General features: G+C 40.5%; 21 protein-coding genes. 7 read left to right on the top strand and 14 right to left on the bottom strand.

The genetic code is table 11. The annotated features are described in order from the left end of the window. Window positions 1-70: 70 nt before the first annotated feature. A complete protein-coding gene (locus tag EHQ64_RS18450) occupies window positions 71-1,501 on the bottom strand; it encodes an MBOAT family O-acyltransferase (RefSeq protein WP_135651277.1) in 1,431 nt (476 codons plus the stop codon). Next, window positions 1,491-2,798: an LA_2490 family SGNH/GDSL-type esterase gene (locus EHQ64_RS18455; protein ID WP_135651278.1), complete on the bottom strand. Its 1,308-nt coding sequence runs from the start codon at window positions 2,796-2,798 to the stop codon at window positions 1,491-1,493. The genes EHQ64_RS18450 and EHQ64_RS18455 overlap by 11 nt, the downstream gene beginning before the upstream one ends. A 168-nt stretch (window positions 2,799-2,966) precedes the next feature. Between EHQ64_RS18455 and trxB the strand changes: the two genes are divergently transcribed. Next, window positions 2,967-3,911, top strand: coding sequence for a thioredoxin-disulfide reductase (trxB, locus tag EHQ64_RS18460; RefSeq protein WP_135651279.1), 945 nt, complete (start codon window positions 2,967-2,969; stop codon window positions 3,909-3,911). Between the two features lie 110 nt (window positions 3,912-4,021). On the opposite strand, the gene EHQ64_RS18465 is transcribed toward trxB, so the two are convergent. Both EHQ64_RS18465 and EHQ64_RS18470 read right to left on the bottom strand, forming a co-directional pair. Beyond that, the gene (locus EHQ64_RS18465) at window positions 4,022-4,747 is read right to left on the bottom strand and encodes a hypothetical protein (protein WP_135651280.1); all 726 of its coding nucleotides are present in this window, start codon (window positions 4,745-4,747) and stop codon (window positions 4,022-4,024) included. An 87-nt stretch (window positions 4,748-4,834) separates the two neighbouring features. Continuing rightward, on the bottom strand, window positions 4,835-5,701 hold the full coding sequence (locus EHQ64_RS18470) for an early set domain-containing protein (protein ID WP_135651305.1): 867 nt from the start codon (window positions 5,699-5,701) through the stop codon (window positions 4,835-4,837). A 123-nt stretch (window positions 5,702-5,824) separates the two neighbouring features. On the opposite strand from EHQ64_RS18470, the gene EHQ64_RS18475 reads away from it, so the two are divergent. Next, on the top strand, window positions 5,825-9,568 hold the full coding sequence (locus EHQ64_RS18475; RefSeq protein ID WP_135651281.1) for a tetratricopeptide repeat protein: 3,744 nt from the start codon (window positions 5,825-5,827) through the stop codon (window positions 9,566-9,568). Window positions 9,569-9,673: 105 nt separating this feature from the next. On the opposite strand, the gene EHQ64_RS18480 is transcribed toward EHQ64_RS18475, so the two are convergent. From EHQ64_RS18480 to thiS, 3 genes are all read right to left on the bottom strand, one after another. Further along, entirely contained in the window at window positions 9,674-10,504 is an 831-nt protein-coding gene (locus tag EHQ64_RS18480) for a WecB/TagA/CpsF family glycosyltransferase (protein WP_135651282.1), read from the bottom strand. 95 nt (window positions 10,505-10,599) lie between these two features. After that, complete coding sequence (locus EHQ64_RS18485; RefSeq protein ID WP_246048842.1) at window positions 10,600-11,208, bottom strand: thiamine phosphate synthase; 609 nt, start codon at window positions 11,206-11,208, stop codon at window positions 10,600-10,602. A gap of 67 nt (window positions 11,209-11,275) precedes the next feature. Further along, window positions 11,276-11,476 carry a sulfur carrier protein ThiS gene (thiS, locus tag EHQ64_RS18490; RefSeq protein ID WP_135651284.1) on the bottom strand — a complete coding sequence of 67 codons (201 nt, stop codon included), beginning with the start codon at window positions 11,474-11,476 and terminating at the stop codon, window positions 11,276-11,278. A gap of 103 nt (window positions 11,477-11,579) precedes the next feature. Between thiS and EHQ64_RS18495 the strand changes: the two genes are divergently transcribed. Then, on the top strand, window positions 11,580-11,918 hold the full coding sequence (locus EHQ64_RS18495) for a hypothetical protein (RefSeq protein ID WP_135651285.1): 339 nt from the start codon (window positions 11,580-11,582) through the stop codon (window positions 11,916-11,918). Here the strand turns inward: EHQ64_RS18495 and EHQ64_RS18500 are convergent, their stop codons facing one another. From EHQ64_RS18500 to guaB, 3 genes are all read right to left on the bottom strand, one after another. Continuing rightward, on the bottom strand, window positions 11,919-12,608 hold the full coding sequence (locus tag EHQ64_RS18500) for an RsmE family RNA methyltransferase (RefSeq protein ID WP_135651286.1): 690 nt from the start codon (window positions 12,606-12,608) through the stop codon (window positions 11,919-11,921). Continuing rightward, a complete protein-coding gene (locus EHQ64_RS18505; protein WP_425460447.1) occupies window positions 12,608-13,372 on the bottom strand; it encodes an outer membrane lipoprotein-sorting protein in 765 nt (254 codons plus the stop codon). Before EHQ64_RS18505 ends, EHQ64_RS18500 begins: the two co-directional genes overlap by 1 nt. A 61-nt stretch (window positions 13,373-13,433) precedes the next feature. Continuing rightward, entirely contained in the window at window positions 13,434-14,960 is a 1,527-nt protein-coding gene (gene guaB, locus EHQ64_RS18510) for an IMP dehydrogenase (protein WP_135651288.1), read from the bottom strand. Between the two features lie 87 nt (window positions 14,961-15,047). On the opposite strand from guaB, the gene EHQ64_RS18515 reads away from it, so the two are divergent. The 3 genes from EHQ64_RS18515 to EHQ64_RS18525 all read left to right on the top strand — a co-directional run bounded on the left by EHQ64_RS18515 (window position 15,048) and on the right by EHQ64_RS18525 (window position 17,985). After that, window positions 15,048-16,214, top strand: a complete 1,167-nt coding sequence (locus EHQ64_RS18515) for a DUF1577 domain-containing protein (RefSeq protein WP_135651289.1) — start codon at window positions 15,048-15,050, stop codon at window positions 16,212-16,214. A gap of 116 nt (window positions 16,215-16,330) precedes the next feature. After that, window positions 16,331-17,191, top strand: coding sequence for a fatty acid desaturase (locus EHQ64_RS18520; RefSeq protein WP_135651290.1), 861 nt, complete (start codon window positions 16,331-16,333; stop codon window positions 17,189-17,191). 113 nt (window positions 17,192-17,304) lie between these two features. Beyond that, window positions 17,305-17,985 (top strand): hypothetical protein, encoded by a 681-nt coding sequence (locus EHQ64_RS18525; protein WP_135651291.1) that lies wholly within the window; start codon window positions 17,305-17,307, stop codon window positions 17,983-17,985. Here EHQ64_RS18525 and EHQ64_RS18530 read toward each other — a convergent pair. Continuing rightward, window positions 17,982-19,268, bottom strand: a complete 1,287-nt coding sequence (locus EHQ64_RS18530; RefSeq protein ID WP_167882432.1) for an EAL domain-containing protein — start codon at window positions 19,266-19,268, stop codon at window positions 17,982-17,984. The two genes, EHQ64_RS18525 and EHQ64_RS18530, sit on opposite strands and share 4 nt — an antisense overlap. Before the next feature lie 792 nt (window positions 19,269-20,060). Between EHQ64_RS18530 and EHQ64_RS18535 the strand changes: the two genes are divergently transcribed. Continuing rightward, window positions 20,061-21,584 (top strand): LA_3751/LA_3752 family putative glycosyltransferase, encoded by a 1,524-nt coding sequence (locus tag EHQ64_RS18535; RefSeq protein ID WP_135651293.1) that lies wholly within the window; start codon window positions 20,061-20,063, stop codon window positions 21,582-21,584. A 39-nt stretch (window positions 21,585-21,623) separates the two neighbouring features. Here EHQ64_RS18535 and EHQ64_RS18540 read toward each other — a convergent pair whose 3' ends face one another. The 3 genes from EHQ64_RS18540 to EHQ64_RS18550 all read right to left on the bottom strand — a co-directional run bounded on the left by EHQ64_RS18540 (window position 21,624) and on the right by EHQ64_RS18550 (window position 24,729). Then, on the bottom strand, window positions 21,624-23,117 hold the full coding sequence (locus EHQ64_RS18540; protein ID WP_135651294.1) for an FAD-binding oxidoreductase: 1,494 nt from the start codon (window positions 23,115-23,117) through the stop codon (window positions 21,624-21,626). A gap of 17 nt (window positions 23,118-23,134) precedes the next feature. After that, on the bottom strand, window positions 23,135-23,863 hold the full coding sequence (locus EHQ64_RS18545) for an SDR family NAD(P)-dependent oxidoreductase (RefSeq protein WP_135651295.1): 729 nt from the start codon (window positions 23,861-23,863) through the stop codon (window positions 23,135-23,137). A 77-nt stretch (window positions 23,864-23,940) separates the two neighbouring features. Then, window positions 23,941-24,729: an arginyltransferase gene (locus EHQ64_RS18550; RefSeq protein WP_210410889.1), complete on the bottom strand. Its 789-nt coding sequence runs from the start codon at window positions 24,727-24,729 to the stop codon at window positions 23,941-23,943. Window positions 24,730-24,779 lie beyond the last annotated feature (50 nt).

Raw genomic sequence — 24,779 nt, forward strand, 5'->3', positions numbered from 1 at the left:
GAGAACACAGAGTATAAGTCGCGTAGGAGTTACTACAATTATTCCCCTCTGTGATCTCTGTGCGAAACAACTAGAACTGGAAATACAAGAAAGGTGCGCTTACTGTTACACTATATAAGATAAAACAGATGGAGATCAAGATTCCGGAGATCCCGTAGACCCAAACCCGGTTCTCGAACAGTTTTTTGGCCCAAGGAGTTTCTTTCTCCATGAGATAATCACCGAACATTAGAATAAATACGGTAGTTAAAACTGAGAATGGAACAGTTAGAAAATCTCCTTCTACTCCTGAGAACATTCTACTCACCATTGCCCAACCTACTTGGACACTATTTCCGATCCCTTCTACAGGTCTTGCCCGGAAGAAATACATAGAGATCCCGAAGATAGAGAATGGATATACTACTTTGATAAAGCTTGGGATCTTATCCCAATACGTTTTAACTTTTTCAAAAGAGAATGCGAATCTTTCGATCACCATCAAACTTGCATGAACAAAACCCCAAACCACAAAGTTCCAGTCAGCGCCATGCCAGATCCCGCTCACGAATGTGGTAAGGAATAAATTTAAGTAAGTCCGAGAGATCCCCTTCTTATTCCCACCCAAGAAAATATAAACGTATTCTTTCAACCAAGAGCTGAAGGAAATATGCCAACGTCTCCAAAACTCAGAAACTGTTTGAGAAAGGAAAGGTTGTCTAAAGTTGATCGGAATATGAAAGCCCATGATCCTTCCTGTCCCGATGGCCACATCAGAATATCCCGAAAAATCACAGTACATTTGGATAATGTATAAGGAACCGGTAACCGCAAGAGAGAACCAACCATAATGCAGAGGATCCGCGAACACTGGATCGATTACCGCTGCAATTGGATCGGCTACGAATGTTTTCTTAAAAAGTCCCCAGGCAAGTTGTCTGATCCCAGGAAGTAAATTTTCTTTTTTGAATGTATATGTATCCAGGAATTGATGAAGCATATCCTGGGCACGAATGATAGGCCCTGCGACTAACTGAGGGAAAAAACTTAAGAATAATCCGAATTGAAAAAGGCTCTCTGCACGTTTTACCTTTTTATGATACACATCCACAGCATACGCGATCGCCTGTAGTGTAAAAAAGGAAATCCCCATTGGGAGAAGTATTCCCGAAGGATATGCATAATATGGCTCGCAAGGAACTAATCCAAGAATTGTGTTCCAAACCGAGAAGGAAAAATCCAGGTATTTAAAGAAGTATAGTAGGCCTAAATTTCCGAAGATCGCAATATTCAGAAAAAATAATTTTCCGAATCTGGACTCCGACTTATCCATCCAAAGTGTGCAGAAATACGTGATCCCGATAGAATAGATCAGGAGTAAGATAAAAGGAACTCTGAAAACCGCATAAAAATAAAGGCTGGTCAATAGTAACCAGAACTTCTGGAACCTGGATGGGACCAGGAAATAGACTAAAATAACGACCGGAGCGAATATTAAATAATGAAGTGAATTAAAGAGCAAGATCCGACTCCTTTAATTTAGCTCTCAGAGATTCCGCAGCCCAAACATTTCCTCTTTTGGTAAAATGCCCGTCTTCCGGTATATAATGATCTAGGATCCCGTATTTTTTTCCATTCGGATCAAAACCGCACATGGATGAAGTTTCCTTCTTAAACCTTAGGACTTTTACCCCTCTTTTTTCAAAAAAAGCAGAGGCGCGGGTCGCATAATTTTCCAGAGGATGGTATTTTCCGTTATTATAACAAAAGATCTCTTCTATCTGGATCGGTAAGATCACAGGAATAAGTTTAAAACCTTTCTCTTTTGCAAGATCTATCATCTTTTGATAATATTCTTGCGTAAGTTCCGGCAATACAGGCAAAGAATCCGAAGAAGGAGGAGAATCCACACATGTAACATGAGAAGGAACTGGCTCAGGGCACATTGCACCGAATACTGCCGAACTAGGACTTAAGTCAGAATCACAATTAGGTTTTTTAACCTCTCTAAAAAAGGAGGATTTCATATAGGTACTTAGATTTCCGGAAACTTTCCCGGGCTCTAGGCTTCCTTCCCCATCCAATAATGCACATCTATAAAAACCTGCAGAATCTAATTCCTTACAAACTGTAAGTTTAGTGATCGCGTAATTGACTTGGGTTTGCTCGTATGCGAGTTTTAAGGCTTGGAGTGTATAAGATATTTTTGTTAAAATAAATTGGAATTTGAAATTACGTGCATAGTTCGGATCTTTTTCCCGAAGCGCATCCGTTTGGTCGTCAGGCAATATTCCTTTTTTTGCAAGTGCTTCCGGCATATCGAAATCGTTCGGAGAAATGAAGAAAAGAACTTCTTTTACATTGTCCAGTTTGGAAGAAATATCTTTTAGCCTATAGTAAGAACCTCTGGAGCCGTATGCATCCACTCCTAGATTGAGTGCTTGTCTGGATCCTCCATTAATTTCGATCCCATTCAAAAGTTGGCAGAAGGTATCAGAATCCCCCACTCCAAATCCCATAACCAAACTATCGCCCAAGCATAAAAGTTTCGGTTTTCCTGGGATTGGCTCTTCTGCTCCTCTAAGGCCTAGAGAATTAATGCTAAACTGACCTTCCCATTTTCCCGCGAAATGCCGAACGTATTTTGATTCTCCCGGCTCTAAGGCTACGTAGTATTCGGGATGAAAACTATGAATGAGTTTTAAATCTCGGTAGTATTGTAAGGAAGGACTGCGGAGTAGAAATAGACCAGCTTCGGTTCCGAGGAAGATTAAGATCAAAAAAAGGAAGCCGAAAAACGATTTTTTGGCAAAATCCATGAATACTGGAAAGCATTTGGATTCCTGCCCAGGTGGCAAGCCAATTCGGCCCAGAAAGGAATGTAGGAATTCTGACTCTTTCTCCGAGAAAAAAAAGATCTACTTTACAATTCCCCAGTCTAAAAATAAAATCAATTTAGAATCATTCTAAACCTTAGAGGAAGTAAGATGCCCCATAAAGTAGTCATCATTGGATCCGGTCCTGCGGGTCATACGGCAGCCATCTATGCAGCCAGAGCAAATTTAAATCCGGTTATGTACGAAGGATTTATGGCGGGAGGGATCGCCGCAGGTGGACAGCTCACCACCACTACTGAGGTCGAAAACTTTCCAGGTTTTCCGGAAGGGATTGATGGGACCCAGCTCACGAACTTATTTAGAGCACAGTCCGAAAAATACGGAACAAAGATCATCACTCAAACAATTACCAAAGTGGATTTTTCCAAAAGACCTTTCCGTATTTGGTCGGATGATGAACTGATAGAAGCGGAGACTGTGATCATCGCAACTGGAGCTACTGCTAAAAGAATGTTCATCGAAGGAGAAGATTCTTATTGGCAAAAAGGAATTTCTGCCTGTGCGGTTTGCGACGGAGCTCTTCCTATCTATAGAAATAAGGAATTAGCTGTCGTAGGTGGAGGAGATTCTGCAGTGGAAGAAGCGGCTCACCTGACCAAATTCGCTTCTAAAGTTTATTTGATCCATAGAAGAGATAGTTTAAGAGCTTCTAAGATCATGCAAAAACGTGCGACCACTCATCCTAAGATAGAAATTATCTGGAACACAACCGTAGAAGGAGCAAAAGGAAACGGAAATCAACTTACTTCCTTAGCGGTAAAAGAACTTACTACAGGAGCAGTGAAAGAACTTCCTGTAGGAGGTTTGTTCTATGCGATCGGTCATAAACCGAATACTGAAATTTTCGAAGGTCAATTGGATCTAGATGAAACTGGATATATTAAAACTGTTCCAGGTACTACTCGCACTAGCGTAGAAGGTGTGTTTGCAGCAGGAGATGTTCAAGATAAGAATTATCGCCAGGCGATCACTGCAGCGGGTTCGGGTTGTATGGCAGCATTAGAAGCTGAAAGATGGTTAGAAGCTCAAGAATAACGCGGCAGTGATGCGCAGACCTTTAGTCCGGGCATTTGCCCGGATGAGCGCAAATGCGCGAAGTCGAAAGCAGCACGGTTCGAGCAAAGCGAGAAGCCGCCCAGCCTTTTTTAAGGCCTCTCTATCATCTGGCCCCTTTTCTGAAGAGTATCATAAATATATAATGTAGGAAGATTTGGCTTTTTTTTACCTGCGCCTGTTTCTTCTTCTCTCTTTACGATCATGACTAATTTATTTTCAGGAGTTTCCGGAAGTATTTTTTCCAAATAGAATTTTTTGGGAAGAACGGAAAGTAACTCATCCAAGCCAGGATCGTATACGAATACTTTTTTGGAATCCTTCTGGTTTAAGTATCCGTCCTTATTCGTATCTTCAGGCATTCCAACTATGATGAATTTTTTTCCGGTCTTTAGACCTAGAAAAAGATCCGTTTGTAGTAGCTCCGAATTTTCCGATTCCGAGTTGGATTTTTCCGGTTCCGCTCCGTAAAAATAATCCCAGATATATACACTTTTATTAAAAACCTTACGATTGCGACCTGTCTGCAGATCCACGAATACGAGGTTTTGGGCATGGTTTAAGGTTTTACGAGGCCCGAAATTTTCTCTGTCCCTGTTTAGCCCCAACGGATAATATAAAAACTTTCCCCAGGCTACTGAAGAATGTTCCACAAGATCATCGTCCGGTTCCACATAAACCGTTTGGCTATTGTTAGATGGATGTTTCGCGAGCTCAATCCCTCTATCGTATACGAACCAACTTTTTAGAAGTGTAAAGACGATCAGGATGATGATGATCCCGATCACCATATATACAGAGAGGCGAAACTTTTCCATAGAACGGATCTAAACAATCCGATCTATGCCTCAAGGGGTCAATCTATTTTGGACAGATAGATGAGATTGAATTTCGGAGAGTGAAGTCTATTTTCTCTCCAAAACTCCCATTCTGTCAGGAACACGTAAGGAAGAAGAAATTTCCCCGGTATCTTCTCTTAGAACTGTAAGAGGATTATAAGTATCTAGTACGATTTTACCATCTACCAAGAAGTTGTACTGGTATTCACCCGGTTTCAATTTTTTCACGATCCGGAAGGTACCGTTCCTTTCTTTCACTAGAAAATCGGATTCTGGATCCCAATGATTAAACTCTCCAATCAAACTCACTGACTCTGCCTGAGGTTGATAGATCCGAAACTCCACTGTCCTAAATTCCTTTTCTTCGTAAGGAGAATCTTCTAAAACTCTAGTGCTTGTCTGTTTATTTGGGCCACCTTCTCTAAAGGCGATCCTGGAGACTAGAGAACCTTCCCCATCTTCTACAGTGTCCGGATTTTCAGGATCATGAGTAAAAATCCCGTCCACCTTATACTTGTATTCGTAAGCAGGTTTTCCTTCGTATAATTGGTCCCCATGAATATCCACGACCGTATAAAAGATGCCCTTATCATTCTTTTGTAAAGGAACACATTGCCAATGATTGAATTCCCCACAGACGCTCACTTCATCGTTTGCTAAGCCTTCATAACTGAATAAAACTCCGCGGTTCAAGAGTTTGCCCGTCTTTAAAGCGGAGGAAGTATCCACAAAACGGATGAATCTAGGTGGAACCGCCTTCCTTAAATTCTCCAATTGCCAGAAATAATAAATTTTTTCTTCCGGAAGGGCTTCTTCCCCTTCCTCATAATCTACGGATCGGAACGCACCGATCCAGTCTTCCGCCTCTTCCGCAGCAAGGGCGAAGGTCAATATCAGGGTAAGTAAGGCAGTGGCCTTGGCTTTATGCACCATAACCCGATTGTCGTAGGATTTGCCGGAAACCCTAAGCGTATTTCCTGGGGCTGAAACTAGATCCGACATAAGGAAAAAATCTTTGCTCTTTCAAAGACCAGCCGATACTATTGGAAGGACTTTATGGCCGAGCCATCTTCTAATTATTCAGAACAGGAACTAGATCAGATCCGTTCCATATTGGAACCTCTGAGTAGAAATCCAGAATCTTCCGAAGACTTGAATCCTATGCTCACCTCTTTTAGAGAGAAGATGGGATATGGAGTTCCGATCTCTATTGGGGATGATGAGGATCAGGATACTGAAGAAGTTTCTGATTCCGACGAACCTTTCGACCTAGGCGGAGATTCAGATGAAGAAGAAGCTCCAGAGGCCCCACAAAGACCAAAGCCATTATCCTTTTCCGAAGACGATGATATCGATCTAGATGAGTTATTGACCGAACCTTCCGGGGCTTCCGAAGAACCTAGTGCAGATGCAGGTGATGATCCTTTTGCGGATTTCGATTCTCCTCCTCCGGCCTCCGATGACTTCGGAGATTTCGGCAGTCCAGAACCGGAAGCGGATCCATTTGCAAGTTCCGGATTAGAAGATTTCGGAACTCCAGAAGAAACTACGGAAGATTCTACCGATCTAAGCGATTTTGGAGCTCCTGCAGCGGATGATCCTTTTGGAGGATTTGATTCTGCACCTGATCTAGATACTCCTTTAGAAGATTTTGGAGCTCCTACAGATGCTGGAGCGGATCCATTTGCAGATTCAGATCTAGGAATGGACATGGATACTCCTTCTAGCGATTCTGATGATCCGTTCGCTGGTTTAGGAGGAGACGAACCTGCAGGTTCAGGCCTAGAAGATTTCGATTCTCCACCTTCTTCCGGAGGAGATGATCCATTCTCCGCATTTGATGCTTCCGGTATGGAAGATACTCCTGGTGATGAATTCGGTTTAGAAGAAGGAGATCCGTTCGGAGCTTCTCCTAGTTCCGGAGACTTTGGAGATTTAGGTTTTGATGATTCCGCCCCTTCTGATATGGGAGGCGGAGATGATAGTTTTGCTGATTCTCCGATGGGAGATTCAGATCCTTTTGCTGATTTCGCTCCGGTTTCCGGTGGAGATCATGATCCTTTCTCTGATCTTTCTAGTGCCACTTCTATTCCTGAATCCGATCCGTTTGCTGATTTTTCCGCAGAGCCGGCTTCCGCAATGGAGATGGAATCCGTTCCTGAATCATCCGATTTCACAAGCTTCTCCCCTGATCTTGATTCAGACTCTGATTCCGAAGATATAGGTGCTGCTGCTTTCGAAGAAGATCTTCGCTCCTTAGGCGGGGAAGATAAGGACGAGATCGATAAGTCCTTAACGGATGAAGAACTTGCAATTATTCAAAGACAAATTCTCAAGTATCCTCCTCTTCTACGTAGGACTGTAATTGAGTCAATCGTTCAGGATAAACTTTCTAAAAAGGCTCAAAGAGATCTATTAGAACTTATTAAAATAGAAAGTACTCCTGAGGACATCGCAGCATTCTTATCTTCTGCATTAGGATACCAAGTTAATCTTACGGATAGATCCGGCGCCTACTCTGCTGATGGAGTGCCGATCATTTCTTCCGACCCGATCTATACTAGAGAAGGTCTTTTAGAAAGAAGAAAGAAGATCCGCAGAACGTTCTTTATGGCTGCGGCTGCAATTTTGATCGGTTTCGGAAGTTACTTCACTTATAAACATATCATTCTTCCTAGACAAGCCGCTCAAAATTATGAAGCTGGATTAGAACAGATCCGCGAAATGGGTGCCAAAAAATTCGCAGGGACCCTAGGGGAAGAAGATCGCAAAAAATATCTGATCAGTATTGAAGATTCCTATGATAAAGGTTTCGATATTGATCCATATAATTTAAAATATATGAACCTGTACGGGGTAGAATACAGCCGCGCGGGAGAATACGAACTTTCATTCGAAAAATTATTCGGTAGGATCGAGCCTGATCTAGGTGCCGGAACATTAGATTCTTGGAATAAAAGAGAACAGGCACCTCTAGTCCGTCTTGCCCAAGGAGAATCCTGGAGTGAGAAAAAATTAAAAACAAGCCAAGGTATAAACCAAGGAAAAGAAGGGATCAAATTCCTATTAGATCAGGAAAAAACTCCTAGAAAAGTCCTAAAAGCTGGTGCATTCCTTGCGATGAGATTGAAAGACAGGGCTCATGATAATCAAACTTATCGAAATTTAGGTTGGTTCCATTCTCAGATCATGCCGGACTTCGCAGAACCTAGCGAAGGTAAAAAAGGAAGATATAAAAACGATTCTCTTGCAGTGGATTATTACTCCAAGGTATTCACAGACGGAGAAAGCCCTTATGACGAGGATTCTACGGCAGGGATCGCTAAAATTTATTATAATAGAAGAGAATTCGGAAAAGCGGCGTCTTTCTATAATCGTATCGTAGAAGCGAACCCGAAAAGTGTCCCTGGGCAAGCAGGACTTGTTTCCACTTATTTGGAAATGTGGAAAGAAAGTGGGGATCCTCAATTCGTTCTAAACCATCACCGTTTACTCAGAAATAATTTGGATATGGAGTCGGAACTCCCCTTCTACACTCTAGCAAAACTTGCAAACTTCTATGCTACGATCGATCCGGAAGAACTTAGGATTAAATACAATATCAATCCTGTAGATCAAGTTTCCGGAATAGAGATAGAAGAAAGTGCGATCCGACTCTTAGATACTATCTACAGAAGGTCCATGGAAGACGAAAGGACCGGAACCGAGATCGAAGGAAAAGATTACGCGGAAGGATATTACCAAAGAGGGCAATATTATCTCTCTCAAAAAGAAAATATCCAAGCTAGAAGATTTTTCGAAAAAGCGGCTACTCTGGATCCAAAACATTGGCTGGCAGTTTTAGAACTTGCAGAACATTCTATTCGAGTCGGAAATTTCGAAGAAGCAAAAGATCTTTTAAAAGAAGCTGAATCCCGTTATGAAACTAGTGTTCGTTGGTTCGGATCTAAAGACGAAGACGAAACATTATTCGAGGGAAACCCTGCTAGGGTCCATTTCGATCTTGGAAAGATCAGATACCTATTATCCGCGGGTCTTACGGAAAAAGAATCTCTGAAAGAATTTCCTGGAAGAAAAATTTATCCTTTCCGCTCCCGTTCAGAATCGGACGGAAAAAGTTTATCCGTCCTAAAAGAAGAGGAAGAAAAAAGAAACCGTAGGAATGAACTTAAAAATTCCCTCCAAGAATTTGCAAAAGTGGATTCTGAAGAACCTAAATACGATTTGATCCGCAAATGGAGAAGAGAACTTCCAGCTTCCCTACTCAGAGAAATGAAGTTCTATAAAGGTTGGGTGGAATACATGGATTCGGACTTCGACAAATCTTTAGCGGATTGGACAGGTTTCGAAGACAAGGACGAATATTATAACCCAACTCTTCTCATGGCAAAAGGAAATGCGTTCTTCTATACCGGTCAGACTAAAACCGCTTTAGGATATTTCCTAAGAGTAAAAGATGATATGGAAGAAAAACTTCCTCAGATGAGTTCTCCAAAAACGGAAGATCCGTATCATCAGGAAGTTTATCAAACTTTAACTGCGGCATATAATAATATTGGCGCTTCTTACGAGACACTTTCTAAAAAAGCAGGAGCTCAAGAAGCGGAGAATTACACCGCTCAGGCTCTTCAAAATTATTGGAAAGCGATCGAAACCGCTCGTAAGATCAACGAATCTAGCGAGATCTCCTTAGCGAATAAGGATCTTCTATTCAAAAAAGAAGCTCTTAAAAGAGAACCTCTCTTAGAAGACTGGGTTTCTCCTACTCTAGATTCCATTAAAGATCTAGTACGTAAGTAAAACTAAAGATTTCACACGGAGCCCACAGAGAACACCGAGGAATAACTAACGCTTCGAAATTCTCTGTGAACTCCGTGCCTCTGTGCGAAACGAATTTTAAAAAGTTTATTTTTTCTTTTTTACGAAAAGAGATTTGATCGCGACTACGATAAAAAATCCGAACATACGACTGAGACGAATTAATCTCCAAGGACGGACCATAATTCTCCAAAGCCATGTAAGACCTTTTAGTTTGAAAGCGTTAGGAGCTTTTTTAACCTTTCCGGAAAGAATATCCATGGCAGGACCGACTCCGATCACGACTGCATGACCGAAAAATGCGGTATTGTTTTCCACCCAGATCTCTTGGTCAGGAAAATCCATTGCAAGAAATATAATATTCGGACTGGTCTTGCGGATAGATTCCTTAACCAGTAATTCTCTTTGGGTATTTAAATAACCTGCATGTCTTCCTACAATTCGTACACCCGGAAAATGTCTAGATAGATTGAAGTAAACCTTTTCAACGATCTCTTCTTTTCCACCTAATAGGAATATGGAATAATTTCTGAGTTCACAAAGACGGACCAGGTCCATCATGAGTGCGATGGTAGGAATTCTTTCCTTTAATTCTCCACCTAATTTTTTAGCCGCCCATTGAAGCCCAGCTCCCTCGGCTAAGATGAGACTAGCTTTTTGAGCGATCCTATGTAATTTTTTGCCCTTACGAAGGGCCATTGTTTTGATCGGATCTAAAAGAAGTACATGATGGAATTTATCCTTCTCTTCCATGAGATGATAAATTTTAGCGACTGCCTCGTCTAGGCTCGCATTATCAAACGGCACGCCTAAAATAGGAGCCTTTTCCAAATCGTCCACATTCAGGGTTTGGTAATCTAAAAGGTAGTCGCGATCATCCTTAGCGGATAAATGGCGTATTTCCCCTGGCTGTTTCATAGGGATCATCTTATTGGACATAATTTACGAGTCAATAGAAACTTAATATTCCTTAGGGGCAAAAGCTTAAGCCCAAGAGAGCTCCTAGGGCTTTTTTAACTGATATTTATCTCCTGAAGGATACGAATACATTCATAAAAACTCTCTTCCTCCGAGGCGGAAGCGATCATTGCAAAAGATAAGGGCCCGAGGCCGGATAATTTCGAAATTTCTTTGGGTCCGATCCCACCGATCGGAGTGATTGGTATTTTAGCGATTTGTAAGGCTTCTTTTAATCCTTCCAAACCTACAGGCTGATCCTGAGTGTCTTTAGAATTCGTAGTATAAATGGGTCCAAGTCCGGTATAATCCCAAACCCCCGGTTCTAATGAAGATATGTCTTTGGAAGTGTGGCAGGAAGTCCCTAGATAAAGTTTACTTTCACGGATCCGATCCCTATCTTTTGCAGAAAGACTCGCATAGTCTTCTTTTCCGATATGCAATCCAAAACATTCCAACTCCAAAGATTCTTCCCAAAAATCGTTTATGATCACTGGAAAATCGGGATATACCTCTATCAGAGTTTTGTAAATTTGACGGACTCCGGACGAGGTCTCTCTTTTTGCACGGATTTGATAGAATGGGATTAGATCCCTTCGAGAATTCCAAAGACCTACTAAGCGGATCGGGTCCTTTGAAGATTTAACACAGTATTCTAAATCCAAAATCGGATACAGGCCGGGAGATATCCAGATTCCTTGCCTGGGTCTAGGTAAATATTCCAAAGATCGTTCAGCCCCCGCCTACGAATTTTAAAATTTCTACCCGGTCTTCTTCGGTAAGAGAAGAATTTTGCCAGGTATCCCTTTTCAAAATTTCGCCATTTCTTTGGACCGCTACGGTTTCCGGTTTTAGTTTTAGGGATTCTAATAAGGAAAAAACGTTTGGAGAAGAAAGTTCTTGGATCGGAAATTCTTTACCGTTTACGATCATTCCATGCACCTCGGTCTAGATTGCTTCATTCCGGTCCATTCTCCTCTAACGTCGAATGTTTTTTAGTTTACCGATCTGTCCCGACCAAAAACGATTTACTTATATGACCCGAATCTTCCCGTTTTTACTAGCAATCGTAATATTAGGTTCTTTATCATGCAATAGCGGGGAAAGAGATATTAAGGGAAACGCCTTAGCTACTTTTTACGCGAACTGCACCGGGGGAAGTTATCCAGCATGTAAAAATGCTTGTGAGAACAAATACGGCACTACAGTAACGACTACGAATTTAGCGGGCCTAAACACTTGCCTTTCCAGCTGTAATACCAGCTGCAATATCTCCACACTTTGTTTCCAATTAGCGCAAAGCTGTAAGAGCGATTGTGACGATTATCTGAACAACTGTGTGTTCATCCTTAGCGCCGTAAAATTCGGACAATAATCAATTTCCTAAACGAAATACAGAGGCCGCAAAAATTCCTGCGGTCTCTATTCTCAAAATCGATTCTCCCACATTTACAGAAAGAACGGATCCTTTTTTCAATAGATCCAATTCTTCCTTCCTAAATCCACCTTCAGGCCCGATGATGATCGTTTTTCCTTGGATCGACTTCGGATCAATTCTCTCTTCTGCCCTTGGATCGAATAAGACTAACTCTTCCTTGGATTTAGTCCGGTCTAAAAATTTAGAAAGTGTAAAAGGTCCGTGGATCTCCGGTAGAAAATCCTGACCGGATTGAGAAGCGGCCTCTGCGGCAACTTTCAAAAGCCTTTCCGGATTCAGATCCTTTCTATCGGATTGAGAGAACACTAAGAAAATAAATTCTGTGATACCAAGCTCAGTTCCTTTTTGGATCAGCCATTCTAATCGATTTCCTTTCGGAATAGCGGTTGCGATCCTTGCGGAAACATTAGGTCTTTCTTTTTTTTCGGAGCGGAGAAGATTTCCTGATTTAGAAGAAACTGCAACTGAATAATAGGAAGAAGTCCCCAAACCGTCTTTAATGATGACCGTTTTTTCTTCCGCAAAAACACGAAGTGCTTTTAGATGAGAAATTTCTTCGCCTTCTAATTTTAATTCAGGAGAAGTTAGAAATCCAGGTCGAAAAAAAACGATTTCTTCTTCAGACATTATAATCTGTTTAAATTGTCTAATTCGAATAAGGAAGGATCCGGTTTTACGTCCCGATCCACTTCTATATATTCCAGAACGCTGATCGCACCTGTATTCAGATCCAACATTTCCAAACGACTGATTATATCTTCTTTGGAAACTTTTTGTTTTGCCTTCACTTTTACAGGACCGTATTTGATGTTCATGGTCTTATAAAGAACCCCGTCCTTATCATGAAAATCCAGACGAATCGGCCTAAGAGTATCCGATTCCAAAAGTAAGATCAGCTTGGAATAAAAATACGGAACGATCGGTCTAAGGGCCACACGTTTCATTTTTTTCCCGCCTAGATCCAAATCACTTTGGACGATGGGGTTATAATTTGCTTGGTAAGAAGTACCTGCGAGATCCACGAAGCTAAAACCAGTATTTAAATGGTTTTCGTATTTTTCCTCGTCGTTCTTTCTGAAAATTTTTCGAGAAAGAGCATTGAACGCGAAGATCAATTCTCCGTCTTCCTTGAATAGGATCTTATATTCTAATCCGCGCCCTTTACTTTCGAATAAGGAGAGTGAATCTTCTCCCTTTCTAAAAACACTCATATCCCAGGTCCAAGAGTCCCCGGTTTTTTTGATCAGGATCAGATTTGCTTTTACGAGTCCGTCTGTTTTGAGAAGTGCCTGGTCTAGTCTTGCAACTAATTCCTGGGCTACTCGAACCTTATCCGGAGAGGTTTGTGCGTAGGAGAATTCCCCTGAGAGTAAGATCGGGAGAAAAAGGATTATCGAAATGACGCGTAACTTTCTCAAAACCTTTCCTTCCCGACAAAACCAAGAGTATAGTTTATTCCGCTCTTAAACTAGGTGCGCTATAAGAATATAGACTATGAACGGAACCTTGGGCCTGAGCAGACTCACTTCTTCTTTCGAATCTGAGTTTTCCTTCTCTAAGACCTTTATGTAGATCTTGGACGGTGCGAAATCCCATATCCTGAAAAGAAAGTCTGAGTCCTAGGCTTAAATAAGGAATAAAATTCAGGATAGAACCTCTGTCCACCACAGAACCGCTTACACCTTGAGCCACTTTTACCTTCTGACCTTCGTTAAAATAACGTTTGTCGCCTCCGGCTTTCATGGCCTCAATACTTGCCATTCCTCTATACTTCTTGAGACGAATTCCATTCTCATAAAAATACTCGCCAGGAGCCTCGGTTGTTCCTGCAAACATGAATCCCATCATACATGCAGAAGCTCCGATTGCCAAAGCATTTGCGATGTCCCCGATGTTGGAAATCCCACCGTCAGCGATGACTGGCACGTCGTATTTTGCCGCATGAGAAGCAGTTTGGTAGATCGCAGTTGCCTGAGCTCTTCCCACAGCCATTGTATCTTGGGTAATACAGATGGAACCCGGTCCCATTCCGATCCTAAGCCCGTCTGCACCGGCTCCGATCAGATTTTCTGCCTGGCCACGAGTGACTACGTTCCCGCCGATCACTTCCAAATTTTTGAAATTGGATTTAATGAATTGGAGCATTTCGATCTGATAAATCGAATTTCCTTGGGCGGAATCTATGATGATTACGTCGACTCCTGCCTCATACAATGCAGCAACTCTTTCTCTAGATTCAGGAAGAGTAGAAACCGCAGCTCCACATCTAAGTCTTTTGTTCTCGTCCTTGGAAGAATCCGGGAATTCCTTATTCTTTTTCAGGTCGGAACGACTTACTAAAGAGACAAGTTTTCCGTCTTTGTCGATGATCGGAAGTTTTCCGATCTTCTCTTTTTTGATGATGTCATTTGCTTCTTTTAATGTGATCCCTGCTTTTCCTGTGATTACTTCGGTAGTCATCACTTTCTCAACCGGAATGGAACGATCTCTTTCGAAATCGATATCTCTATTCGTAACAATTCCGATCAATTTTGAATTTCTTGTTCCGTCTGCAGTGATCGGGATCCCAGTAAATCCTAAGGTCTCTTTGATCCTGTCCAGATCGTGAATTGTATTCTTAGGTCCGAGAACTACTGGATCCGAAATAAATCCGTTCTCAAACCTTTTTACCTTACTTACTTCGGCAACTTGTTCATCGATCGTATTATTATAATGGATGATACCGATCCCTCCCATAAGGGCCTGTGCGATAGCCATTGAGGACTCGGTAACAGTATCCATAGGAGAACTTACGAATGGACGTTTAAGTTTTATTTTTTTCGTCAGTCTAGTATCTAATTCTACGTCGGATGGATTAAAATCGATAAAACCGGGCAGGACTAAAAAGTCCCGATAAGTAAGCCCGATTTGCATGCTGAAAAGTTCTTCGCCTGATAGGCCGTCTAAAAATTGGGAGTCTCGGTAAGATTGGTTTGACATTAGTGTACCTTACCTATTACATCAAAACGAAGCCAAAGGCTGGAATCAAGATAATTTTCCGCCGGAATCCGATCACCTAGGAATTTAATGGAAAAGGTTCAAAGGAAACAGAGAGATAAAGAGTTCATCATAGAACCTGGGAAAAAACTCCATATCATTGGAAAATTTCTACTCAAAACCGATTTACTCGTAAGGGATACAGAGACTCACGAATCCGTGCAATTACTCTCTGTCAATAAAGACGCCACAAAAATTTTAGTACAGGGTCGGATGGCCGAACAATTTAAGCTGAATGCTCATATTGTATTGTACAAACTTCTCGCGAGATACGTAGAATTAGAATGCGAGGTGCTGGAAGAAAAGCCGAATAACCAGTACATCATGCAGGTGGAGCATGTATCCATCGCAAGTAGGGAAAGAAAATTTGTTAGGATCAAACCACCGGATGGCGCGGTTTGGATCACAAATCTCCGTACTAGTAAGACTACGATCGATGCCAATTTGTTCAATATTCCTACTTCGGTAAAAGTAAATTTTGCAGATACGGAAAGGACTCTCAAACCCAAATTCGATATCGTAAAGATAGATGTATTTAGTTCCATAGGGGATAAATTCGATCTAGTCAAAAAAACCGGTAAAATATTATATATTCCGAATACTCAAAAGCCTGATTCCTATAAGTCCTCCGATCCGAATGGATTTATCGACTATGAAAATGAACTAGGCGACGAAGATGATGTTCGCAAAAAGATCATAGAATATGCGAACCAAAAGATCAAATCGGAACTCATCGTTCCTGTCATATATATCAACCACGACGAACAGGCGATCCCGATCGGTTATGTACATGCTCAAAATAGAACCAGAGAAATCGATCTTTCGGAAGTGATGGAAATCAAAACCCTTACCTTTGACATGGTGGATCGTATTAGAGAATCAAATACGATCCTGGTGAAAGAAAGATTTGCAGTGTTGGATCTTTCTACCGGAGGACTGAGAGTTAAGATCAATCACCCGGATCTGAATGGAGAGCTTCCAAGAAGGAAAGGATTTACTTTCGATATATTCTTTAAAATGCAATCTCCCATTACCGCTTATGGAGTGGTACGTTCCATCGCGAGAGACACAGACGGAAATCTGTATGTAGGTCTTTCTCTCGAGGGAAACTCTGCAAGGCCGGGAGAGAAAAAACGTTTTATAGACAACGTGAATCGATTGCTTGCGGATGCAGGCGTAAAAGTGAGTCCGAATTGATCTTAAAATTTTAAGGTCCTATTCGGATTTTTTTTGACTTAATTTATTTTTTCAGAGATATATAAACTAGAGTGAAGGCGGGAGCCGTGATTCTCTCGGAGCCCGCAGGAGGCTCTATGATATACTCTCCTGAAATCCAAAATTTGGATCCTCGCCAGGGCAAACTGCACTGGGCTCCCACTAAATCCCTTCTGTTCCTAACATCCCTAACAATTTTTTTAAGTTTAGGTTATTCTACCTACTCTCTTAGGAATTCGATCGTTTCCTTTCTATTGTCCATAATTACACTTAGCTTCGGTCATTCCGTAGGATTACATCGAGGAATACTCCATGATTCGTATTCTGCTCCGATCCAATTAAAAAGAACTTTGCTCTATTTAGGAGTTTTAACAGGTTTTGGTGGCCCATTATCCTTAAGGTATTTTCATGATCTAAGGGATTGGGCCCAAAGAAGCGAGGCCTGCCATCCCTACTTTTGTCATTACGATAATGTATTTCAAGATTTTATAATACAAAATAATTTTACGATCAAAATGGAGAAAGAGCAAACGTTTCGTTATGAGAACGATTATGGAGAAGATAAATTCATCCAATTCCTAGAAAAAACCTGGCTATGGCAACAGTTGCCAATCATCGCTCTATTCGCATACTTTGGCGGCTTAGGTCTCGTAGTATGGGGAGTCTTCGGAAGGATTACAGCCTGTACAATCGGGAATTGGCTCGTGAGTCATTATGCTCACAAAAAGGGAGAATTACACAGAGTCGTACCGAACGCATGCACCCAAGGATATAATATTCCTTTTATTTCTCTTTTGACAATGGGAGAATCCCTTCATAATAATCATCACGCGTTCCCGGAATCTAGCAAGTTCTCACTTCAAAAATGGGAAATGGATCCCGGTTGGTGGTGTATAAAATTTTTAAGTTTGTTCGGCTGGATCCGTTCCGCAAATATAGCGAGTATTGAGGCGAATTAATGATTCTGATTTTTTCCATTCAACCAGTCAGAATTTTGTCTTCTTAAATATGAAAGAGGATATGATTTATATAATTTAAAAAGGTTCGGCATAGAATTTCTATCTTTTCTTTCATGAATACAATTAACTGGAAAAACGAGATCCACAAACAACTAAAGAAAAGCGGCGGCTATAGAGAAGATGGATACTCATTTGGTATCGGATCTGCTAGCCAACTATTACATTCTTTACTAGGAATAAAAAATATCCATTCAGCGGTAGATTATTATTTAAGCGGAGATATTATTGCTCTTCCTATCGGAGATATTCTGAAATTACTCAGATCTGAAGAGGCAACGGACTACTGCATTCAAAAACTTTATTCTCCAAAATCTAAAGACTACAAACCTGATGTCCTCAGATTATTAAAGGATATATGCCATCCGAAATCATTTTCAGTTGTGGAGCCTTTTTTATTCAATGAAGATCCCTCAGTAGAATATCAGGCTGCGTATCTTTTTGATATGTTGATGTTTGGGAGTTGGTTAGATGAGGAAGATTATCTGCCTATATTAAAAAAAATGAAAAATCATCCGAATCAAGCTGTGAAAGAAACATATAAATCTATAAAAAAGTCTCTGCGCCTACGAAATTCTTGCTTTTACAGTTCCTTGAACTCAATTAACACTTTTTTCTGGCATATTTTCCATAAGTTTGAGGAAATACGATTGATCGGATTTAGAAAATCATTTTCGGAAGATAACCTTCAGGAATATCTAAAAGCAATGGCGGAAGAATCCAAAAATAAAAATTAAGGGAAGTCCCACATTCTAACATCTACGAATAGAACATTTCCTTCGGGCATTCTTTTAGAATAAGTCACTAATAATAGATGACTTTCTAGATCGTAGTAAGGATTGCTTGCGATCCAATCTCCGGAAGAATCTTTTGCATTCTTATAAAATTGTTCTAAAAAATAAGGTCTCCAACTCCAATTCCTTCCTATAAAAGAATCGTCCTCTAACATTCCAGAACTGGATATGCTTGAATAATTCGGAGAAAGTTGCCTTCCTTCATGATTAGTCACATACATCCTAAAGACGGATTTTTCGAGTAAGTAGGAATTCCTAAGTTTGATCGCCACCAATCCATCCGATGAGCTTTGGACTTCTATCCCGGAAGAATCTAAACGATCTTCCAATTCTTTTTCTTTTTTGATCTGTCTTAAGAGTTGGTATTTTTTATAATTAAAGAATAGTTCGTGCAGTTGAGAGAATCGAATACTTAAGCCGCTGATATCCACAAGATCAGCCGTGGGTTCTGCAAAGTAAAACCCTTGTAGAAATCTAGCTCCGTAAGTAAGCGCATTATAAAGTTCAGTTTCTGTCTCTATCCCTTCGAATAAAAGAGAACAACCTAAACTTTCGGCGAGTCTAGACAATGTGAATAGGATCTCTTGGAAGTTGCGAGAGGCAACAGAACTTCGGATAAGTCCGAGATCCACTTTGATAATGTCAGGATGAAGAGCTCCAATCCGATCCAAGTTCGAGGATTTGGAACCTAGATCGTCTATAGCTACTAAAAATCCCGATCTTTTATAAAGATTGATCAGAGGTTTTAATTGATCGATCTCTCCGGAAAAATGTTCCTCAACAATTTCGATTACGATCCTTTTAGGATCCAGCCCGGAAGATTTTGCAATTTGTAAGGTATAAGGCTCCTCATCCGTTTTGGAGGAAAGATAATCCTGCATGAAAGAAGGAGAAATATTCAGAAAAAGTTTAGCCTTTGGATCTAAATTGCGGGCCTTACTTATAGTTTCGACCGCCTTTCTGCGAATGGTCCGATCTATCTCAAGTTTTAGTTTTTTGAATTCTTCGCGTTCCGCAGTGGAAAGAGAATGTGGGATATCCGCAAGAAAAAAGGGCCCAAGACTGTGAACTGCACCTTCTTTATCTATAAAACGAGCAAGAGCCTCGTAACCGAAAATGGAATCCTTTTCTACAGACAAAATGGGCTGGAAGTACGGAACTGTTTCACCTTCGGAAAACCATTCCCGCCATTTGGAAGCGCTCCAAGCAGTTCGTCCTTCGCTCATTCTTAACAATAAAATGAAAACCCTGTTGGAAGGATCAAGAATTTAAAATGTAAACTCGTGCTTATCTTACTAAAAGAGCAAATTTCCTAAGTATCTAATCTAGGATTTTGTAACCGACCCGCAGTCAGAGCTCCTGCCCTTCTTAATTTTCCCATTGATTAGATGAATGATCTAAATTTTGGATCAAATCCAGAATCTCGCCTAGGTTTTTTCGAAGAATTTCCATAATTCTTCCGTTTATGAAAAGTTTTCCGATTCGATTAACAATTTTGAAGAACGAAATAAAACTTTCTCTTCAATCTTGGATCCGGCTTCTATTAAAAAATAGATTTCAATTTACTTAATGGAGCCGAACTTACGCTTCTATCCCTTCTCTCCCCCGTTCATATATGAAAAAATAGGCAAAAAGGCATAGATAGATTGTTATTAGAAAGGAAGACCCGGCCATTTTCGGATTTTTTAACAATTTGAGAGGATCCGGATCCGAGTATTCTTCTTTGCCGGAAACCGTATCTGCATTTATCCGGAGCCAAATCGATCGAATGGCAACTTAGACTAACAATAAAAAGGCGATCAATTAAATAGAAATTAAGAAATAGTAATACACTAAGCTTTGTCGAATTATCAAGGACGAAAAAGAAGATATACATTGTTTCGAGCCCAAAGTCGAGATCTACTCCTCTTCGTTATAAAGAACTTTCGACTCTTTTCTTTCCAAATTGCCACTCAAGCCTGTGGATCCTACTTCGTATTTTGTCTTGACCCTGGATTTTCTTAGGACTTCCTAGCAGAATGCTAATATCCTTTTATTCCAGGATCCTTTCCTTTTCCAGCAAACCGTCCGGGTTTTTGATCGTTGGGGCGATATTCTTATCTTCTTTTCTTGGTTGGCAGTACCAAACAGGGATCCGAGTCGGAGACGGAGCAATTAAGCAACAACAGTTAGCAGATCTGATCCAAAACGGTCTCCCGGATTTTTCCTGTAGATATTCGGGCAAAGAGATAGATCCAGAGTTTCGGTTCCTTCCCTTAGATCTGAAAAAAGGGTCCACCATGACCCATGTATACAACGGAAAATGTTATTATGTGTTTCCTTTTTATTATACAGCAATCCAATATCCGTTTGCGCTCTTACTCGGAAGATTCGGTAGTTTTTTCTTATCATTAGTATTCGGGATCTTAACTCTTAGAGCATTATTTCAAATCTCAGAACTATTCGAATTAAAACCTCAGGGAAAATTAACGTTTTTAGGACTTTTACTTATCGGCTCTGCGTTCAGCCTATTTGCGACAGACCTTTCTGAGACAGTGATTGCGATCTACGGAGTGACCCAAGGGTTTTATTTTTTACTTAGAGAAAAAGAATCCACTCAAGCCAAGGACCTTTTACTTGCTGGATTATTTTTCGGATTTTCTTCTTTTTTCAGGCAGGAAACTATACTACTCTCCGCGTCCATATCCCTAGTTTATCTTTTTAGAATATTCAGAGAACCGAAAACTACTATTTTCCCTTTTACCTACGGAACACTACTAGTAGCACAAGCATTGATCAATTATTCTGTAGTCGGCCATCCTTTAGGTTCCAGAGGTTATCTGCAAGAATCAGGTGTATACCGTTTTATAGATCAGATTTCCTATTTAGGACAATTAGTATTCTGGGGGAACGGTTCCCTAGGATTATTAGGTGCCTATCCTGTACTCGCCTTCATATTTTTCTGGAAACCTGAAAAGAATTCGATAGGTAGGATCTTATCCGGAATCCTATTATTCATTCTCTTATCCGGGATCCTAACTTCTACTCGTTTCTGGCAAGGAGTACTATTCGGTCCTAGATTTCTAATGACAATTCTCCCCTTCTTACTTTTATTCTTAGTCTCCATACTAGAAAAAAATTGGGAAAAATTTTCTAAACCGGTCAAGATCACCGCGCTATCTCTTATCATCTATTCGATGATCGGGGGGATCATATTCGATCGACTCTATTACAAATTCACAAAATCGGTAGTCAAAGAACAACAAGAGCTGAGTGAACATACTTCTAAGATAGTGATCTATAGAAAGGGTTCGGTATTCCTTCCTGCCAATTCTTTTCAGGAAGAAAGAGAGGTATACGAAATCGACACGGATGATTCCTTCGATACACTCTTGAACAAACTGGAAAATATAGGCAAAAAAGAAGTAACTGTTGTCGGTTTTAAAGATAATTATCCAAAAGAGATCCTAGTTCCAAACTCAAAAAATTATGAGCTGGAAAATAGAAGTTTCTACCAAAGTCCTTCTATTAATATGGAAACTTTCACATTTAAAAAAAGATAATATAAGAAGGCCCCGAAAAACGGGGCCTTTAAAGAAATTTTATTTTTCCCAAACTCTTCGGAATAGATCCGATTCTAAAAGATTTTTTGGATCGAGTTTTTTCTTTAACGATCTGAATTTTTCCAGATTTTGTTTAGGCATCGCTCTTTTAAAGATTTCGGGGCGAAGAGTGCTATCTTTTGCAAAATAAAATCTTCCTCCATTCTTCACAACAATCTCATCCAATTCCTTGGCAAGTTCCCAAAGACGTGTTTTGTTTCTCTTCGTCACAGGAAAATCCATGGCCATTGAATATCCGTCTACAGCATGAGTGAGTAAAAACTTATCCGGTCTATGTTTTTTAAATACTGCGAGCCAGTTTACGATCCCTCTTTTTTGGCAAACGCTTAGGATTTCTTCGAAACCTTTTACGGCATTTTCCTTAGGAATAAAACTTTGGTATTGGATCATCGCCCCAGGTTTATACATATATTTCCAATTCGGAACATAGTCCAAAAGGAAAGCATACTCCGCATGGCCTTGGAAATACGGTTTATTATTCCCGATAAAACCTGAGATCCATTTTCCGAAATTTACGAATCTCATTCCGAGGTTATTGCTGAACGGATACATGAAGATCCACATCCAAGCTTTCGGAATGATCCCTAAAAATGTGCTCGGTAGAATTTGATTCTCTAATTTACAGTTTTCAGGAAAATCAGGATCTTCTCCCGTTTTTAAATGAACTGCTTTATGGATTTGTCCTCTTCCTAAACCTTTTCCGGAGGCAAATGCGTCCACCCAACCAACTAAATAATCCGATTGTTTGTATTCTCTTTCGAAATAATCGTACATCTCTTGAAGATTAGAGGTATTCACCGGCCACACTTTCATTTTGCCGGAGTAAATCTTTTTCAGTTTGATCGTTACCGTTAAAAAGGCTCCGAGCATTCCGAAACCTGAAATCGCAGAGTAAAAAAGTTCAGAATTCTTTTTAGGAGAACATAGGGTTTCTTTTCCGTCAGGACTTAAAAAAGTAAATTCTTGGATATGATCTCCGATAGGTCCTACCGCAAAATTATTCTTTCCATGAATATTCATAGAAAGAGCTCCGCCTAATGTAGGGAACATTGTTCCACTTACTACAGGTGGCCAAAATCCTCTTTCGATCCCGAACTCCCAAAGTTGTTTGATAGTAACTCCGGACTCAGCGACCAAAATCCCGGTTTTCGGGTCGAAGGATAATATTTTGTTAAAATTCCGAATATCTACTACGATCCCTTTTTCATTCGTAGCCGCGTCTCCGTAACTACATCCGCCTCCCCTGAAAGCGATCTTAGAATTCGTATCTCTTGCATAAGAGAATAGATCCCTGAAATCTTGGATGGATGTAGGAAGAAATACTCGGCTATTGGAGAAATGATTCATTCCCCAAGCTTCTACTTTTTGAGCAGGGCTTAAACGAGACTCAAATCCTTTAGCATCGAACTTTGCGGTTTTACTTTTTGACGAAGTAGTTTTTTTTGCGGTCTTTTTCTTAGAGGCGGTAGCCATTCAAATCACCTGGATCCTTAAACGGAAAGTCTTCTGAATATGAAAGAAGGAATGAGCCTAATGATCAAGGACACTATCGCCCAACGAGCAGGCACATAAAAATTCTCTTTACCTGCATTCACTTTTGCTAATATAACTTGAGCGGCTTCCTTTGCGGTAATTAGCCACATGAGTCCCGGCAAGCCTTCCGTCATAGGAGTTTGGATCATTCCAGGTTTTACAGTAACGACTTGGATCCCTTTTACAGCGAGGCGATTTCTAAGAGCTTCCAAGTAAGTGGACATTCCCGCCTTGGACGCGTTATAAACAGGATTTCCTCTTCTACCTCTATCACCTGCGATAGAAGAAATACCGATGATCTTCCCCGCTTTTTTATCTTGAAAGTAAGCCGCAGCAGAATCCAACCAAGCGACACAACCTAGAAGATTGACTTCCAACATTTCTATATTTTTAGCTACAGGAAATTCATCCGGGCCAACTCTATGCATAACTCCGGAAGCATAATAGATCTCATCTAGTCCGCCTAAAGCTTTGACCGCCTTTGCGAATTCGTTCGGAACCTTTGAATATTCGGTTACGTCATGTTTGATGAATAAATTTTTGGACTTGGAAGAAGGAGAGATCTTTTTCAATTCCTTCTCCCTTCTTGCGAAGGCAGCGACTTGATGCCCTTCTTCGATCAATTGGGATGCAATTTCTTTACCAATACCGCTAGAAGCGCCTACTACGATGATCTTTTTAGCCATAACCTACCTTTCTCGGACGCTCTATCCGTATGACAAGCCTGATTTGGACGGTTTTTGGACTACAAATAGTCTTTGGTTTAGTTGGAAGATCTTTGTTTCCCGTCCCCACCATTCTCTAAAAAATATCTAGGAAGAAAACTTTCAGTCTTTTCCCAAAGACCAGTCTCTTTGTTTAAAATTTCGGAAGGTTTCCAGTTCTTTTTATAATCCATCTTAGGATGACCTGGAAGAAAAAGACCTAATTGTAATTCTGTAAAACCCTTCTCCTTCGCCCAAAGGATAGAAGAGAGGATTAGAAAATTTCCCAAACTTCTTTTGTCTTCGTCCGGATCAAAAACGGAATACACTGCAGACACAGTTTCTTTTCCAAGATCTAATAAGATCCATCCTAGCAAAGTATTCTCCTTAAAAAGAAGAAGCTCCAATGAACTTTCTGAACCTACATACATTTGGTATTTCATCGTTTCCAAAATCTCAAAGTCGGATCCAGAATGACTTCCCTGATGTCTCGACTTTTGGTATTTGAGATATAAACTTTCTTTGCTTTCATCAATTTGCGGAAGAGAAGTTTGTAGGATCAGATCGGAATTAATCTTCTCCAATCTTTTATGAGAAGATGTTTTCTCAAAAGATCCCAAAGGAACACGATAACTTAAACAATGAGAACAATCTGAACAATTCGTTCTATAGAAAAAGTTCCCGGATCTTCTAAACCCGAATCTAAAAAGAACATCCAATCCTTCCGAAGGAATATTTTCCCTTAGGATAAAACCTTTTACTTTGGAAGTTCTATCCGGATAATAGCTACATTCCGACTCAGGGGTTTCCGGAAGAGAATTTAGGAACTGAAAATAATCTATCTGCATTGTTAGAATGCCAAGTTCCTAGACAGTTTTTCCATTGCCAAACAAAAGCC

Source organism: Leptospira sarikeiensis, from assembly GCF_004769615.1.
Classification (GTDB): Bacteria; Spirochaetota; Leptospiria; order Leptospirales; family Leptospiraceae; genus Leptospira_B; species Leptospira_B sarikeiensis.